We start from the raw sequence: 14571 nt of genomic DNA, 5'->3' as shown, positions 1-14571 counted from the left end.
ATSKATGCGTCGAAAGGGAAGAGGTTGGATGAGGGATCAGCATCCCTGGCCGGAGGTTGCTCCTGCGGCGGGCATCCTCCGGGTATTTCCCGGCGCCCGCAGGACGCCGGAGAAAGCCGGTCACGCCGCCTTCATGGTATCCGTCAGGGCCTGAAGCACGGCAGTCGGATCCTTGTTTTCCAGAACAGCGACTTCGCTCACAAAGCGCTCTTGGGCCGCTTCGAAGAGTTTGCGCTCGCTGAAGCTGCCATCGAGGCTGTCCACATTGCGGCGCAGGTCGCGAAGCACCTCAGCGATCTGAATCAAGTCGCCCGAGTTGATCTTTTCCTGATAGGCTACAGCGCGACGGGCCCACATACCCTTGCTGACATGCGGCTTGCCCTTGATGATCGACATCGCCTTTTCGACGATATCGCGCGTCACGATCTTGCGCAGGCCGGATTTGCGCGCCTTGGAGAGCGGGATACGCAAGGTCATCTGATTGCCCGGGAAGGAAATCTGGATGATTTCCAGCTTTGTTCCGGCGATTTCATCGATGCCGATGCGATCGACGCGGCCTACACCATGTGCGGCATAGACGATGGAATCCCCTTCCTGAAAGGGATCATCGTCTCCGGCATGAGTGTCGGCTTGAGTTGCGGTCAGCGCGGCGGCGCTACGCGCCATCGCGTCTGTCATGCCTCCCTTGGGAGGGGTTTTGAACGTGCTCATGCGACAAGCTCATATCAGAAATTCCACAGTTTGTCTCGCGCCGCGATGAGACCCGACGCAACACAGATGGCGTATCGCATATCAGGCGATTCAGGGTTGGACACCCCGGCTGGCGGCGATCGGTTTGCCCACCTCATCGCCAATGGGCTGCAGCAGATCGATCTCGATGTTCCGCGACATGGTGAGCATGGGTAGAGCGTGCTTGCTGGGGACGAACGGTTCCTGCAGGTCACGTCCGCTCTTGTCCAGCGCCTGGAACAGGAAGCCCACGAGACTGGACCCGAGAGGGGTGATCCAGCCCAGGGACTGTACCGCTGAAAGTGGTAGGACAATGCAGAACACATGCACGACCAAGAGCGGCAAAACCGAATACTGGATGGGCAGGGGTGTGTTCTTGATGCGCTCCAGGCCACCCTGGGCATTGGCAAGATCGGACAGGATACGATCGACCGTGCCATGTACAGCGCCGTCGATGTTTTTCAACGCGACCTCTTCTGCGACGCCAAGACCGATTTCGTAGAGCAGGGCGTTGGGCTTGTTCGTTCGGCTCATGACGCGCGCATACATGTCGGGTGTGAGCAGACGCTTGGCTTCTGGCCCCTGTTCAAGATTCGAAAGCGCGGTACGCAGCAGATAGGGGTAGGCCGCCATGGCGCGCGCCAGATCCGGACGGCCGCCCAGCAGGGTTGCGGCCTCTCGGGCGAAGGATCGGCAGTTATTGGTGATCAGGCCCCAAAGCGAACGCCCTTCCCACCAGCGCGCATAGGCGGCATTGTTTCTGACACCCAGAAACAGAGCGAGCGCCGAGCCCATCAGGGAGATGGGCAGGGCGGGCTGCTCCATCCACTCCTGATGATAGACCTGGTAGAGAATAACGACGACGAAATCCCACAGAGCAAGAATGCCGAGAGGGACGGCTGTTTCACGAAGCAGGATCCAAAGGCCGTAGTTCTTATCAACGATCAAGGTATCTTGGTCCCTAGATTGTTCATTGCGAGAGTCCGGGCATCATAGCCAAGAGTTTCGCGATAAAACTCGTTAAAACGCAGATGGTTATGTGACGTATCGTGAATAACCCAAATTCTGGAGAAGACTGATTATGGATGTCATCGCTGCCCTGGCGCTCGAAGCCGGTCGTCCGCTGGAAATCGATACGGTGCAACTGGAGGGTCCGCGCGCGGGGGAGGTTCTGGTCGAGATCAAGGCGACCGGCCTGTGTCATACAGACAAGTTCACGCTCTCCGGTGATGATCCCGAGGGGCTTTTCCCTGCGATTCTCGGCCATGAAGGCGCTGGTATCGTGCGCGAGGTCGGGGCGGGGGTAACCTCTCTCAAGCAGGGCGATCACGTGATTCCTCTCTACACGCCCGAATGTCGCTCCTGCCCGTCCTGTCTGTCGCGCAAGACCAATCTCTGCACCTCTATCCGGGCGACCCAAGGGAAGGGCCTGATGCCCGATGGCACGACACGGTTTTCCTACCGGGGCAAGCCGGTGCATCACTACATGGGCTGCTCGACCTTTGCCAATTTCACGGTTCTGCCCGAGATCGCTCTGGCCAAGGTCCGTGAAGACGCCCCTCTGGACAAGATCTGTTATATCGGCTGCGGGGTGACCACCGGGATTGGTGCCGTGCTGTTCACCGCCAAGGTCGAGGCAGACTCCACCGTGGTCGTGTTCGGCCTGGGCGGGATCGGGCTGAACGTCATTCAGGGCGCCAGGATGGTTGGTGCGCGTCAGATCGTGGGTGTGGACCTCAACCCGGAGCGCGGAAAGATCGCTCGTGAATTCGGCATGACCCATTTCGTCAATCCCGCAGATCTGGGACCGAATGGCGATCTGGTGGGGCATCTGGTCGAACTGACCGGAGGCGGCGCGGATTATACGTTCGAATGCGTTGGGAACGTCAAGCTGATGCGTCAGGCGTTGGAATGCGCGCATCGTGGCTGGGGCGTATCCTGCGTGATCGGTGTTGCCGGATCGGGGCAGGAGATCTCGACACGTCCGTTCCAGTTGGTGACTGGCCGACGCTGGATCGGTTCCGCCTTTGGCGGCGCACGCGGGCGCACTGACGTGCCTAAGATCGTGGATATGTATATGGAAGGGCGGATCAACATCGATTCCCTGATCACACAGCATCTCAAGCTGTCCGAGATCAATCATGGCTTCGATCTCATGAGCCAGGGCAAGTCTATCCGCTCGGTTGTGGAATTCGATGCATGACGCTGACGACGATCTCAAGCCAGGCATGTCATGGCGGGGCAGTCAGCGTTTTCTCCCACCCCTCGAGCACCTTGGGACTGGAGGCACGTTTTTCCGTGTTCCAGCCTGCAGCCGCCTTGAGGGGAGAAAGCACGCCGGTTCTGTTCCTGCTGGCGGGGCTGACCTGCACGCATGAAACATTCCTCCAAAAATCGACGATCATCGCGCACGCCGCCGCTGAGAACCTGATGCTTGTCGCCCCCGATACCTCGCCGAGAGGCGCGGACGTACTGGGCGAGGATGAGAGCTATGACCTGGGGAGTGCAGCGGGTTTCTATCTGGACGCCACGAGGTCACCCTGGTCGGATCATTACCGCATGGGCAGCTATCTCGAGGCCGAACTGCCTCACCTGATCCGCACGGCCACTGGACAGACAGAATCCCGCTTCGGAATCATGGGGCATTCGATGGGTGGCCATGGCGCATTGGTACACGGATTGCGCGCACCCAATATGTGGCACTCGATCAGCGCCTTAGCACCGATTGTCCATCCTTCTGTTGTGCCCTGGGGGAAGAAGGCGTTCGCTGCGTATCTGGGGGAAGATGCCGGGCGCTGGGCTGAATGGGATGCGGTCTCGCTCCTCGATTCAGGGAGGCGACACCCCCGGGAGATCCTGATCGATCAGGGAATGGCTGATCAGTTTCTGGCGGAGCAGCTCCGCCCGGATCTGCTCGAGACCATGGCCGCACGCAAGGGCCAGCCCCTGAAATTGCGCTACCATGAAGGTTACGACCATTCCTACTGGTTCATCCAGACGGTGATTGCGGACCATGTGACCCATCACGCCCGACTGCTCGGAGCCCCAACATGACACGCAAGATTCTTGTCCTGGTCCTGCTTCTCGTGGCGGGGTGTACCGTTCGGAACCCCCATCCTGCAGCTTTGACGCCCACGGCTCATGGGGATTTCGCGCATAACACACTCGCGCTGACCTGGCAGCCTGGTTTCTGCTCGACGGGGAGTGGTTGTACGGCAGATCAGCCTCGACGGGCCCTCGTCGGGCTACACGGTCTCTGGGCATCCGAGCCGCATACGCTCGAGGCACAGGGCGTAGCTGTGGAGCGTTGGTGGCGCGAAGGATGTCGTCTGCTGGGACCGGATTCAGGGCCACCTGTACTGGATAACGCCCTGAGCCAGACACTTGCCGAGATCATGCCCCATACGGCGCCGTCACTCGTCGTTCATGAGTGGGTCAAGCATGGCGCTTGCTTCGGCTATGATCCTCGCATCTTCTTCGCCAAGGCCAGCGCTCTTCAGGCCCGATTTGTTCGTTCACCCATGATGGAGTTTCTGGGTCAGCGGGCAGGAACAGTCGTCACCCGTGAAGAAGTTCTTTCCTTCTTTCGCCAAGCGAGCGGCTCCGATCTGCCCCGTGCGCTGCAACTGCGCTGCGAGACGGATCATGATAAGCGCGTGGTGCTGACTCAGCTCTGGTTCACCCTTGATCCGGACAAGATGGGCGCCTTCCCGTCGTCTTCATCCTATCTCTCGTCTCCGCACATGCAGGATAACTGTCCGGCCCAATTCTGGCTGAGGCGTTGGTAAAGGGGCCGAGTTGTTCCAGATGAGGGGCGGGCACCGATACGGCTTGTCCGATGTCCCGAGGCGGCGCCACCGCTTCGTGACAGGGCTGGTCAGCGGCCATCCCTCAGACGCTCGGCAAGACTCGCGCGGTTGCGGCGGTTTCTGAGGTGCCCGCTGGCAAGGTTCAGGTGCCCATCAAATGCAGAACGAGTTCCCGGCTGTGGGAGGCGCGTCTGTGCTCGAACAGATAGATACCCTGCCAGGTGCCGAGAACCGGCCTGCCGGACATCACGGGAATGGTCAGCTGCACATTGGTGAGCACTGACCGAATATGGGCAGGCATGTCATCCGAGCCCTCATAATCATGCTGATAGATGCGTGATTCAGGGACGAGATCCTCGAAATAGCTGTTGATGTCCTGCTGTACCGTGGGGTCGGCATTTTCCTGCACGATGAGCGAGGCCGAGGTATGACGGCACCAGAGCGTCAACAGACCTTCCTCGATCCCGCTACTGGCAACCCAATCCAGGATAGGCGCCGTGATCATCGTCAGGCCCTTGCCACGCGTACGGACTGAAAGACGGTGAAAGACCTGTCGCATGATGCCTCCTGAAAGATGAACGCCGGGGGTGAAGGACTTCGCCCTGGAAACTAGCGCAGATACCCGACCAGACGTTCCGCCTCGGTGACAATTGGCTCAGCAATGGCGCTGGCGCGGGAGGCTCCCTGGCGCAAAATCTGCTCCAGATGGGAGCGATCTTCCAACAGGCGACGTGTTTCATTTGCGACCGGCTCGAGCTTCTCGACGAGTAGTTCCGCGAGAGCCGACTTGAACGGTCCAAAGCCCTGGCCACCGAAGCGGCCGAGCACATCGTCCACGCTCTGATCGGCCATGGCGGCGTAGATGGTGACGAGGTTGCGCGCCTCTGCCCGTCCTTCGAGCCCCCCGCTCTCCGAGGGGAGTGCCTCGGTATCGGACTTCGCCTTGCGGATTTTGAGCGCGATATCATCGGCCGTGTCGGTCAGTTCGATGCGCGACTGGGCCGAGGGATCCGATTTGGACATTTTCTTCGTGCCGTCACGCAGGCTCATGACACGGGCGGCCGAGGGAGGAATGAGGGCTTCGATGGCGGGGAAGAAGTCCACGCCGTAATCATGGTTGAATTTCGCCGCGATATCATTGGCGATCTCGAGGTGCTGCTTCTGATCTTCCCCCACCGGCACGCGTGTTGCATGGAAGGTATGGATATCGGCGGCCATCAGGGCAGGATAGACGAACAGACCAGCAGAATGCTGTTCCCGGTCCTTGCCCGCTTTTTCCTTGAACTGGGTCATACGGTTGAGCCAGCCCAGCCGCACCACACAGTTGAAGATCCAGCCGAGGCGCGCATGCGCGCTTACGGCCGACTGGTTGTAGAGAACATGTTTTTCAGGGTCGATGCCCGAGGCGATCAGGCAGGCGGCCTGTGCCAGATTATCGCGGCGCAACTGCTCGGGCTCGCGGAAAACGGTCAGGGCGTGCATGTCGACCAGGCAGAACACACAGTCATGGTCGTCCTGCAGACGCACCCAGTTACGGATCGCACCGAGATAATTGCCAAGCTGGGGGACGCCGGTCGGCTGAATGCCGGAGAAAACACGTTGCATGGCCGTTCTTGTCGAATGCGCTCCCGCGGCGGTCAAGGGGAAAGATTGCCCTCCCGACGCAAATCCCTGTAAGGGCAGCCCTTCAGGCCTGGGGCCGGGTTCTGTTCCCGGGAGGATCAGGGTGATTGGCGAAGGGGGGACAAGGCGGGTGCGGGGTATTCTGACTGTTTTTGCGGGGCCGATGTTCGCCGGAAAATCGGCGCATCTGCTGAGCGACTACCCCGAGGATGCGGCGACGCTCTGTCTGGCACCCGCCTTCGACACGCGCTCCGGGGCACAGATCAAGAGCCGTGTCGGGCTCTCTCGTGCGGCGCGCTCCGTTTCTTCCTGGCCCGAGGATTTCGCCGCGTATCGCCATATCCTGCTCGATGAGGGACATTTCATGATCGCCCCGCATTATGAGGGCGACGTTGTGCGCGATATTGAACGTGCTCTCGATAAGGGGGTCAACGTGACTGTGGCGGGGCTCGATACCGATTACAGGCGTGAGGCCTTTGTGGTCATGGATCGCCTGCGCGCATTGGCCGATCATTATGTGTCACTGACCGCACGTTGCCATCACTGCGGTGCGCCCGCCTCCTGGACCGCGAAGAAACACCCGACAGGGCACCTGCTCGAGACGGGCGATGAGGATCTGTATGAGGCGCGCTGCAATGCGCATTGGCAGAGCCCTGACTGAATAACGGGCATGGCCCTATCCACGTTCCGCGACCTGAGGAAGCAATTGAAGCAGGGTTTCCTCGCGCGGGAGACATCCTGCGGCGACCTGCAGAGGAGGCCCCCGCAAGCCACTGACCGAACATGCAGCACGTGCTTGAGTAAACGTCCTGGGGGGCGTTCCGTCAGAAAACTCAGCGCGCTTAATGGCGGGTTGTCAGGGAGATTATGGTCGTGTCCTGAGGAGCGTATCCTCAAACCCGTATCATGAGAGACGTGCTTTGGGGAGGCGTGGATGCGGGAGGCAGGTAAGGAGCGCGAGAGTAGAGCGCGGGTCTGGTTTGAGGAGCCGGAAGGGATGCCCTGCGCGATCAGGGAATCTGCCCTTTGGCCGCCAGTCCCTCGCGCAGATCATGGACGCGATTCGAGCCGATCTCGGTCTCACGCGCTCTCGCAAAAATCTCGGGCCCGATATGAGGGGCGGGTTTTGTCGCCCCGCGCTCGATCAGCCAGTTCAGGATGAGCGAAAGCTGCTCGTCACTTAGTCGACGAAAGCTTGGCATGGAAAAATTATAGCGACTGCCATTCGCCCTGATCGGGCCGTCGAGCCCGTTGAGCATGACACGGGCAAGATAGTCGCGCCCTTCCGGGGTCTTGGCGATCAGGTCCAGGCGACCCACCAGAGGTGGAACCTCGCCCGGCAATCCGTTGCCACCGTGATGGCAGATACCGCAATTGGGGCCATATAGCTTTTGTCCTGCACTCTTCTTGCCGCACCCGCTCAATGCGAGGCTGGCAAGAAGAGCAAGGACCAGAGCAGGGCGCGACAAGATTACTGCTCCTGACCGCCCAGGCCGAGAAGCTGGATCTTGAATACAAGCGGGCTGTTGGGCGGAATGATGCCCATGGAGCGCTTGCCGTAGCCCAGTTCGGGCGGAACGTAGAGCATCCAGGTATCTCCCACATGCATCATCGGCAGGGCTTCCATCCAGCCCTTGACGAGGCCGTCCAGCGTCATCTGCATATAGGCGCCATTACCATGCTGCTCGGAGCTGTCGAAGATACCCCCATCGGGCAGGCGGCCCTCATAGATGAGCATCATCTGGCGGCCCTTGGAGGGCTGCTCACCATCCTTGGGGCCCGATTTGAGCACCTTGTAAGCCAGACCATCCGGCAAGGTCTTCACGCCGGGTTCGGCGCGGACCTTGGCCATGAACTGCTCCGGAGTCAGTTCCGGCTCTTCTTTCGGGCCGCCGCAGGCGGCCAGGGCAAGGAAAGACGCCCCGGCGACGAGGGTCTTGATAGAGCGGGATAGACGCATGATGGACCTCTTGACGCTTGCGATCAGGGCTTGCCGCCGGTGCGGCCAATCTGGCCACCCAGACGCAGGCGAAGCGCGTTGAGCTTGATGAAGCCCTGAGCGTCGATCTGGTTATAGGCGCCCTCATCGTCCTCGAAGGTGACGACACGGGTATCGTAGAGGCTGTTCGGGCTTTCACGACCGACGCAGATCACATTGCCCTTGTAGAGCTTCAGGCAAACACGTCCTGTGACCGATTTCTGGCTGGTGTCGATCAGAGCCTGCAGCATGTGACGCTCGGGCGAGAACCAGAAGCCGTTATAGATGATCTCCGCATAGCGCGGCATCAGGCTGTCCTTGAGATGCATGGCCTCGCGGTCGAGCGTAATGGATTCGATGCTGCGATGCGCCGTGAGCAGAATCGTGCCGCCCGGCGTCTCGTAGATGCCGCGTGACTTCATGCCGACAAAGCGGTTCTCGACGAGATCGAGACGGCCGATACCATTGTCGTGGCCCAGCTTGTTCAGGCGCGTCAGCAATTCTGCGGGGGAAAGAGTCACGCCGTTCAGCGCGACCGGGTCACCCTCGAAGAAATCGATCGCGATTTCGGTGGCGACATCCGGGGCGTTCTCCGGGGAGATGGTGCGCTGGAAGACGATCTCATCGGGAGCCACTGCGGGATCCTCGAGGATCTTGCCCTCGGAAGAAGAGTGCAGAAGATTGGCATCGACGGAGAATGGTGCCTCGCCGCGCTTGTCCTTGGTTACCGGGATCTGGTTTTCCTCGGCGAAGGCCAGCAGCTTGGTGCGCGACGTCAGGTTCCATTCACGCCAGGGTGCGATGACCTTGATGTCGGGCTGGAGCGCGTAATAACCGAGCTCGAAACGCACCTGGTCATTGCCCTTGCCGGTCGCGCCATGGGCCACGGCGTCAGCACCGACCATCTTGGCGATCTCGATCTGACGCTGGGCGATGAGCGGGCGCGCGATCGATGTGCCCAGCAGGTACTGGCCTTCATACAGCGCGTTGGCACGGAACATCGGGAAGACGAAATCCTTCACGAAGGTCTCGCGCAGATCCTCGACGAAGATATCCTTCACACCGAACATCTCGGCCTTGCGACGGGCCGGTTCCAGCTCTTCGCCCTGGCCGAGATCGGCGGTGAAGGTCACGACCTCGCAGCCATATTCCTTTTGCAGCCAGCGCAGAATGACGGAAGTATCCAGCCCGCCCGAGTAGGCGAGAACAACTTTTTTAACGTCCCGGGCGGTCATGAGGCCAGGCTTCCCTCTGATAGAATGACGAATACGGCGCCATTCTTATCACCCGTCAGACAATCAGGCCAGACTCTGCCGCCAAGCGCATGTTTCTTATTCCACTTCTGCCGTCGTGTTGCGGCGCAGGCGCTCGCTCTCGGTCTTCAGCTGCCCGCATGCTGCCAGAATATCGCGACCGCGCGGCATGCGAATGGGCGAGGCAAACCCGGCATCCATGACAATGGCAGCGAATTTCTGCAGTTGCTCGCGTGTGGAGGGTTTGAACTCCGAACCGGGCCAGGGGTTGAACGGGATCAGATTGACCTTTGCAGGAAGGCCCTTGATTAGACGCACCAGTTCGCGCGCATCGGCCTCGCTGTCGTTGATACCGCGCAGCATGATGTACTCGAAGGTGATACGGCGCGAGTTCGAGGCTGCCGGGTAGCGACGACACGCCGCCATCAGCTCCTCGATCGGGTATTTGCGGTTGAGCGGCACAATCTTGTCGCGCAGATCATTGGTCACAGCATGAAGAGAGATGGCGAGATTGACTGCCAGTTCCTCGCCGCAGCGATCCATCATTGGAACGACGCCGGACGTGGACAGCGTGATGCGACGGCGCGAAAGCGCGATCCCCTCGCCATCCATGACGATACGCATGGCCTTGGCCACGTTGTCGTAATTATAGAGCGGCTCGCCCATGCCCATCAGCACGATTGTCGAGAGCAGACGGGGCGTCTCCCCTCTCGGGCTCGGCCATTCGCCGTAGGAATCGCGCGCCGCCATGAATTGGGACACAATCTCTGCTGCGCCGAGATTGCGGACCAGCTTCTGGGTGCCGGTATGGCAGAAGGTGCAGGACAGGGTGCAGCCAACCTGCGACGAAATACAGACCGCGCCCCGATCTTCCCGGCGATCGGGGATATAGACCGTTTCGGCTTCTTGCCCGTCTCGAAAGCGGAACAGGAATTTGCGCGTATCGTCGTTCGATGTCTGTTCGAGGCTTGTTGCGGGACGACCCACCACATAACGCTCGGCCAGCTTGGCCTGGAGCGGCTTGGCGATACTGCTCATGCGCGAAAAATCGGTTGCGCCCTGATGATAGATCCAGTGCCAGAGCTGCTTCGCGCGGAAAGGCTTCTCACCGAATTCGGCCATCTCGGCCACCAGCTCCTCACGCGACAGGCCCACAAGGTCACGCCGTCCATCGGGTAGCACCGCTGGCGGTGGGGCGAAGAGAGCGGATTTGGCCAGGATGCGCGCGCGCTCCTGCTCATTCAGGTCGAGTGGGGTCGAGATGTCGGACATGCGCGTGCTCTATCACGAAGGGGCCCCGGGAGCGCAAGCAAAACCACCATAGTGCGGAGGAAGGGTACCGGAAGTTCAGAGAGCTTCCCCCGGGCGTGCCATCCGAGATCTGGATTGACGCGATCTGCCCCCCGCAACGCTGTTACTGGCGTTGCGCGGCGATCAGGAACTCGCGGTTGCCTTCAGGGCCGGTGATCGGACTGGGATCGACGCCAAGAACGTCCCAGCCGTCGAGATCGTCCCACCATGCTCGGATGCCGGCGCAGACGCGCTCATGAACCGCCGTATCGCGGACCACGCCCTTTGCCCCGATCTCGGACCTTCCGGCTTCGAATTGCGGCTTGATCAGCGCAACCGCCCAGCCGCCGGGCTGGCAAAGCGCAAGGGCAGGGGGCAGCACCGTGCGAAGCCCGATGAAACTGGCGTCACAAACGACAATCGAGATCGGGTCGGGAATGATCGTGGCGTCGAGCGTGCGGGCATTGGTCTTTTCCATGACCACCACGCGTGGATCGGAGCGCAGCTTCCAGGCAATCTGCCCATGGCCGACATCGACCGCATAGACTTTTTCAGCACCGTTCGTGAGAAGGACATCGGTAAACCCTCCCGTGGAGGCACCGACATCGACGGCGATCCGCCCCTTGGGGTCCAGCCCGAAATGGCTGAGTGCGTGATCGAGCTTGAGCCCGCCGCGCGACACCCAGGGGTGATCCTGTCCACGCAGATCGAGCGCGGCATCTTCGGCGAGCATATCCCCCGCCTTGGCAATGCGGCGGTCCTTGCTGAAGACAAGTCCTGCCATGATCAGGGCCTGTGCCCGGGCGCGGCTCTCGACGAGGCCGCGCTCGACCAGCAGGACGTCAGCCCGCTTCTTGGCCATCAGGCCGTCTGCTGGGCGTTCTGGACACCGAGGGCGGAGAGGGCGGTAGTGACGATCTGCGGTGCGTTCAGCCCTGCCTCGTCGTACTGCACTTCCGGCAGGTTGTGGTCGATATAGGTGTCGGGCAGCGCCATGGGGCGGAACTTCACCTGATCCAGCAGTGCCGTCTCGGCCAGATGACGCACCACAAGGCTGCTGAAGCCGCCAGCAGCGCCCTCTTCGATGGTGATCAGCACGTCATGCTCGCGAGCCAGACGCTCGACTAGGGCAGTGTCGATCGGCTTGGCGAAGCGGGCATCGGCCACCGTCACGGCAATGCCCTGGGCGGCGAGATGATCGGCAGCCTTGAGCGATTCGGTCAGACGCGTGCCGAGGGAGAGGATGGCCACACCCGACTTGCTACCCGGCTGACGCGTTGCCTCACGCACGATCCGGCCGCGCCCGATTTCGAGCACCTCACCCTTCTCCGGCAGGTCCAGACCCGTACCGCCCCCGCGCGGGTAACGGAAGGCGATCGGGCCGGCATCATAGACGCAAGCCGTTGCCGTCATATGGGTGAGTTCGACCTCGTCGCTCGGCGCCATGACAACCATGTTCGGCAGGCAGCACAGATAGTTCAGATCGAATGACCCTGCATGGGTGGCACCGTCGGCGCCCACCAGACCGGCGCGGTCGATCGCGAAGCGGACCGGCAGATTCTGCAGGTCAACATCATGCACCACCTGATCATAGGCGCGCTGCAGGAAGGTCGAGTAGATGGCGCAGAACGGGCGCAGCCCTTCCGATGCCATGCCGGCGGCAAACGTCACCGCGTGCTGCTCGGCGATGCCGACGTCGAAAAAGCGCTCGGGATGCTTCTGGGCGAACTTGTCCAGACCCGTGCCCGAAGGCATGGCAGCCGTGATGGCCGTGATGCGCTCATCCATCTCGGCGTGGCGCAGCAATTCGCGTGCCATGACGGAGGTATAGCTCGGCGGCCCGGCGGGCGCCTTTTTCTGTTCACCGGTCACCACGTTGAATTTGCTGACCGCATGATATTTGTCGCCGGCGGATTCAGCAGGCTTGTAGCCGCGTCCCTTCTCGGTGATCACATGAAGAAGCACCGGGCCTTCATCGCTGTCACGGAGATTGCGCAGGATCGGCACGAGCTGGTTCAGATCATGCCCATCGACAGGGCCGACATAATAGAAGCCGAGTTCCTCGAACAGCGTTCCGCCCGTGATCAGGCCGCGCGTCAGTTCGTCCGCGCGCTTTGCGGTACGCTCCAGCCCGGCAGGCAGGCGCCTGGCCAGCTTGCCTGCGAGGTCGCGCAGGCTCAGGAACTGGCGCGAGGTCATGAGGCGCGACAGGTAGTTCGACATCGAGCCTACTGGCGGCGCGATGGACATTTCATTGTCGTTCAGAATGACGATCAGGCGCTTGGCGCCCGGACCCGCGACCGCCGCATTGTTCATGGCCTCATAGGCCATGCCTGCCGAAATCGAGCCGTCTCCGATCACCGCAATGACATTGCGCTCCTCGTAAGAGGGGTCGTCGGTCGCGCGCAGGTGATGCGCCACCGCCATGCCCAGACCTGCCGAAATCGAGGTCGAGGAATGTGCCGCTCCGAACGGGTCGTATTCGCTCTCGGCACGGCGGGTGAAGCCGGACAGACCCTCAGGCTGGCGCAGGGTGCGGATGCGATCGCGCCGCCCGGTCAGGATCTTGTGGGGATAAGCCTGGTGGCCGACATCCCAGATGATACGGTCATCAGGCGTATTGAAGACTGCATGCATCGCAACGGTCAGTTCGACCACGCCGAGCGAGGCGCCAAGATGCCCGCCCGTGGTGGAAACGGCGTCAACCGTCTCGGAGCGCAGTTCCTCAGCGAGATGCTTGAGTTGATCGGTCGAGAAGTTTCTCAGATCGGCCGGAACGACCACTCGGTCGAGATGGGGGAAACGGCCCATGGTCGGGATCGACGAGGCGTTGGTCGGTTTGGTGGTGTCGCTCATTCTCTTAATTCCTGCGCTCGACGATGTAATGGGCCAGGGCTCTGAGCGCGGCTGCTTCGGCCCCGAAAGAAGTCAGGGCCTGTGTGGCCTGCTCGGAGAGGCGCGCGGCTTCCGCACGTGCACCCTCGATACCCAGCAGGGAGACATAGGTGGATTTGCCGGAGGCTTCATCCTTGCCGGCGGTCTTGCCGAGTTCCTCGGCGCTTGCGGTCGTGTCGAGTACGTCATCGGCCACCTGAAAGGCTGTGCCGATATCACGCCCATACGCAATGATGGCGTCGCGCTGCACGCGTGTCGCGCCACCCAGAATGGCACCGGCCTCAGCCGCGTAGCGGATAAGCGCACCTGTCTTCATGGCATGGAGGCGCCGTACCTGATCGAGGGGAAGCGCTTTGCCTTCGCCTCGGATATCGACCACCTGACCGCCCACCATGCCTGCCGCACCCGAAGCCTGAGCCAGCGCCGTGACGAGTGCGATACGGACCGCAGGATCAGAATGCGTGGCATGATCGGCCAGGATCTCGAAGGCGGAAGTCTGCAAGGCATCGCCTGCGAGGATCGCAATGGCCTCATCGAACTGCTTGTGCGTCGAGGGCTGGCCGCGACGCAGATCGTCGTCATCCATTGCCGGCAGATCATCATGGACGAGACTATAGGCGTGCAGCATCTCGACTGAGGCCGCAACGCGCAGAGCGCCTTCCGGCTCGGCACCGAAAATGCTGGCGATTTCTGTCACAAGATAGCCGCGCAGGCGCTTGCCGCCGCCGAGAGCGGCGTAGCGCATCGCGTCAATCAAGACCGATTCGTCACCTTCGACCATGGGGAGGAGGCGATCGATCGTGGCTTCGATGGCGCGGGCTGCAGTGCCGAGCGAGGCGGCCAGGGCCTCGGGCGTTGCAGTCTGGGTGGGAGAGGTGATCGTCATGGGGCTTTTCCGCCAGAAGGCTCGTCGAACTCGGAGAAGGGGACCGCCTGCGTTGTGTCGTAACGCTGGGTGATCGCTCGCACACGCATCTCCGCTTCCGAGAGTTTG

15 protein-coding genes are annotated in these 14571 nt (G+C 61.3%); 4 read left to right on the top strand and 11 right to left on the bottom strand.

The genetic code is table 11. The features are described 5' to 3' along the window. Positions 1–120: 120 nt before the first annotated feature. The gene (locus tag C0V97_RS15850) at positions 121–711 is read right to left on the bottom strand and encodes a CarD family transcriptional regulator (protein WP_127103533.1); all 591 of its coding nucleotides are present in this window, start codon (positions 709–711) and stop codon (positions 121–123) included. 90 nt (positions 712–801) lie between these two features. After that, positions 802–1677, bottom strand: a complete 876-nt coding sequence (locus C0V97_RS15845; protein WP_127103532.1) for a bestrophin family protein — start codon at positions 1675–1677, stop codon at positions 802–804. 133 nt (positions 1678–1810) lie between these two features. Between C0V97_RS15845 and C0V97_RS15840 the strand changes: the two genes are divergently transcribed. From C0V97_RS15840 to C0V97_RS15830, 3 genes are read left to right on the top strand one after another with little or no spacing between them, the layout of a single operon-like run. Continuing rightward, positions 1811–2932, top strand: a complete 1122-nt coding sequence (locus C0V97_RS15840) for an S-(hydroxymethyl)glutathione dehydrogenase/class III alcohol dehydrogenase (protein WP_127103531.1) — start codon at positions 1811–1813, stop codon at positions 2930–2932. Next, positions 2929–3783, top strand: a complete 855-nt coding sequence (gene fghA, locus C0V97_RS15835; protein ID WP_127103530.1) for an S-formylglutathione hydrolase — start codon at positions 2929–2931, stop codon at positions 3781–3783. Before C0V97_RS15840 ends, fghA begins: the two co-directional genes overlap by 4 nt. After that, positions 3780–4517, top strand: a complete 738-nt coding sequence (locus C0V97_RS15830; RefSeq protein ID WP_127103529.1) for a ribonuclease T2 family protein — start codon at positions 3780–3782, stop codon at positions 4515–4517. The genes fghA and C0V97_RS15830 overlap by 4 nt, the downstream gene beginning before the upstream one ends. 163 nt (positions 4518–4680) lie before the next feature. On the opposite strand, the gene C0V97_RS15825 is transcribed toward C0V97_RS15830, so the two are convergent. After that, positions 4681–5097: a secondary thiamine-phosphate synthase enzyme YjbQ gene (locus C0V97_RS15825; RefSeq protein ID WP_127103528.1), complete on the bottom strand. Its 417-nt coding sequence runs from the start codon at positions 5095–5097 to the stop codon at positions 4681–4683. A gap of 50 nt (positions 5098–5147) precedes the next feature. Next, positions 5148–6143, bottom strand: coding sequence for a tryptophan--tRNA ligase (gene trpS, locus C0V97_RS15820; protein ID WP_127103527.1), 996 nt, complete (start codon positions 6141–6143; stop codon positions 5148–5150). Between the two features lie 148 nt (positions 6144–6291). Here trpS and C0V97_RS15815 point away from each other — a divergent pair, with 148 nt between their 5' ends. After that, entirely contained in the window at positions 6292–6822 is a 531-nt protein-coding gene (locus C0V97_RS15815; protein ID WP_233582222.1) for a thymidine kinase, read from the top strand. A 349-nt stretch (positions 6823–7171) separates the two neighbouring features. On the opposite strand, the gene C0V97_RS15810 is transcribed toward C0V97_RS15815, so the two are convergent. The 7 genes from C0V97_RS15810 to C0V97_RS15780 form a co-directional block, all read right to left on the bottom strand. Then, the gene (locus tag C0V97_RS15810; protein WP_233582221.1) at positions 7172–7630 is read right to left on the bottom strand and encodes a cytochrome c; all 459 of its coding nucleotides are present in this window, start codon (positions 7628–7630) and stop codon (positions 7172–7174) included. A gap of 2 nt (positions 7631–7632) precedes the next feature. Further along, positions 7633–8121: an FKBP-type peptidyl-prolyl cis-trans isomerase gene (locus tag C0V97_RS15805; RefSeq protein ID WP_199751947.1), complete on the bottom strand. Its 489-nt coding sequence runs from the start codon at positions 8119–8121 to the stop codon at positions 7633–7635. A gap of 23 nt (positions 8122–8144) precedes the next feature. After that, a complete protein-coding gene (locus C0V97_RS15800) occupies positions 8145–9374 on the bottom strand; it encodes an argininosuccinate synthase (RefSeq protein ID WP_127103523.1) in 1230 nt (409 codons plus the stop codon). 96 nt (positions 9375–9470) lie between these two features. Continuing rightward, positions 9471–10664, bottom strand: a complete 1194-nt coding sequence (gene rlmN / locus C0V97_RS15795; protein WP_127103522.1) for a 23S rRNA (adenine(2503)-C(2))-methyltransferase RlmN — start codon at positions 10662–10664, stop codon at positions 9471–9473. 142 nt (positions 10665–10806) lie between these two features. Beyond that, complete coding sequence (locus tag C0V97_RS15790; protein WP_127103521.1) at positions 10807–11544, bottom strand: TlyA family RNA methyltransferase; 738 nt, start codon at positions 11542–11544, stop codon at positions 10807–10809. Beyond that, on the bottom strand, positions 11544–13538 hold the full coding sequence (dxs, locus tag C0V97_RS15785) for a 1-deoxy-D-xylulose-5-phosphate synthase (protein ID WP_127103520.1): 1995 nt from the start codon (positions 13536–13538) through the stop codon (positions 11544–11546). The genes C0V97_RS15790 and dxs overlap by 1 nt, the downstream gene beginning before the upstream one ends. Positions 13539–13542: 4 nt before the next feature. Further along, complete coding sequence (locus C0V97_RS15780) at positions 13543–14463, bottom strand: polyprenyl synthetase family protein (protein ID WP_127103519.1); 921 nt, start codon at positions 14461–14463, stop codon at positions 13543–13545. Between the last annotated feature and the right edge of the window lie 108 nt (positions 14464–14571).

The organism is Asaia sp. W19, assembly GCF_003994335.1.
Taxonomy (GTDB): Bacteria; Pseudomonadota; Alphaproteobacteria; order Acetobacterales; family Acetobacteraceae; genus Asaia.
Note: the sequence above shows the minus strand (reverse complement) of the source record. Positions and strands in the feature narration are given on the sequence as shown.

Coding starts and splice junctions, on each gene's coding strand:
- C0V97_RS15850 (WP_127103533.1), bottom strand. CDS start 711: ATGAGCACGTTCAAAACCCCTCCCAAGGGAGGCATGACAGACGCGATG.
- C0V97_RS15840 (WP_127103531.1), top strand. CDS start 1,811: ATGGATGTCATCGCTGCCCTGGCGCTCGAAGCCGGTCGTCCGCTGGAA.
- fghA (WP_127103530.1), top strand. CDS start 2,929: ATGACGCTGACGACGATCTCAAGCCAGGCATGTCATGGCGGGGCAGTC.
- C0V97_RS15830 (WP_127103529.1), top strand. CDS start 3,780: ATGACACGCAAGATTCTTGTCCTGGTCCTGCTTCTCGTGGCGGGGTGT.
- C0V97_RS15825 (WP_127103528.1), bottom strand. CDS start 5,097: ATGCGACAGGTCTTTCACCGTCTTTCAGTCCGTACGCGTGGCAAGGGC.
- trpS (WP_127103527.1), bottom strand. CDS start 6,143: ATGCAACGTGTTTTCTCCGGCATTCAGCCGACCGGCGTCCCCCAGCTT.
- C0V97_RS15805 (WP_199751947.1), bottom strand. CDS start 8,121: ATGCGTCTATCCCGCTCTATCAAGACCCTCGTCGCCGGGGCGTCTTTC.
- C0V97_RS15800 (WP_127103523.1), bottom strand. CDS start 9,374: ATGACCGCCCGGGACGTTAAAAAAGTTGTTCTCGCCTACTCGGGCGGG.
- rlmN (WP_127103522.1), bottom strand. CDS start 10,664: ATGTCCGACATCTCGACCCCACTCGACCTGAATGAGCAGGAGCGCGCG.
- C0V97_RS15790 (WP_127103521.1), bottom strand. CDS start 11,544: ATGGCCAAGAAGCGGGCTGACGTCCTGCTGGTCGAGCGCGGCCTCGTC.
- dxs (WP_127103520.1), bottom strand. CDS start 13,538: ATGAGCGACACCACCAAACCGACCAACGCCTCGTCGATCCCGACCATG.
- C0V97_RS15780 (WP_127103519.1), bottom strand. CDS start 14,463: ATGACGATCACCTCTCCCACCCAGACTGCAACGCCCGAGGCCCTGGCC.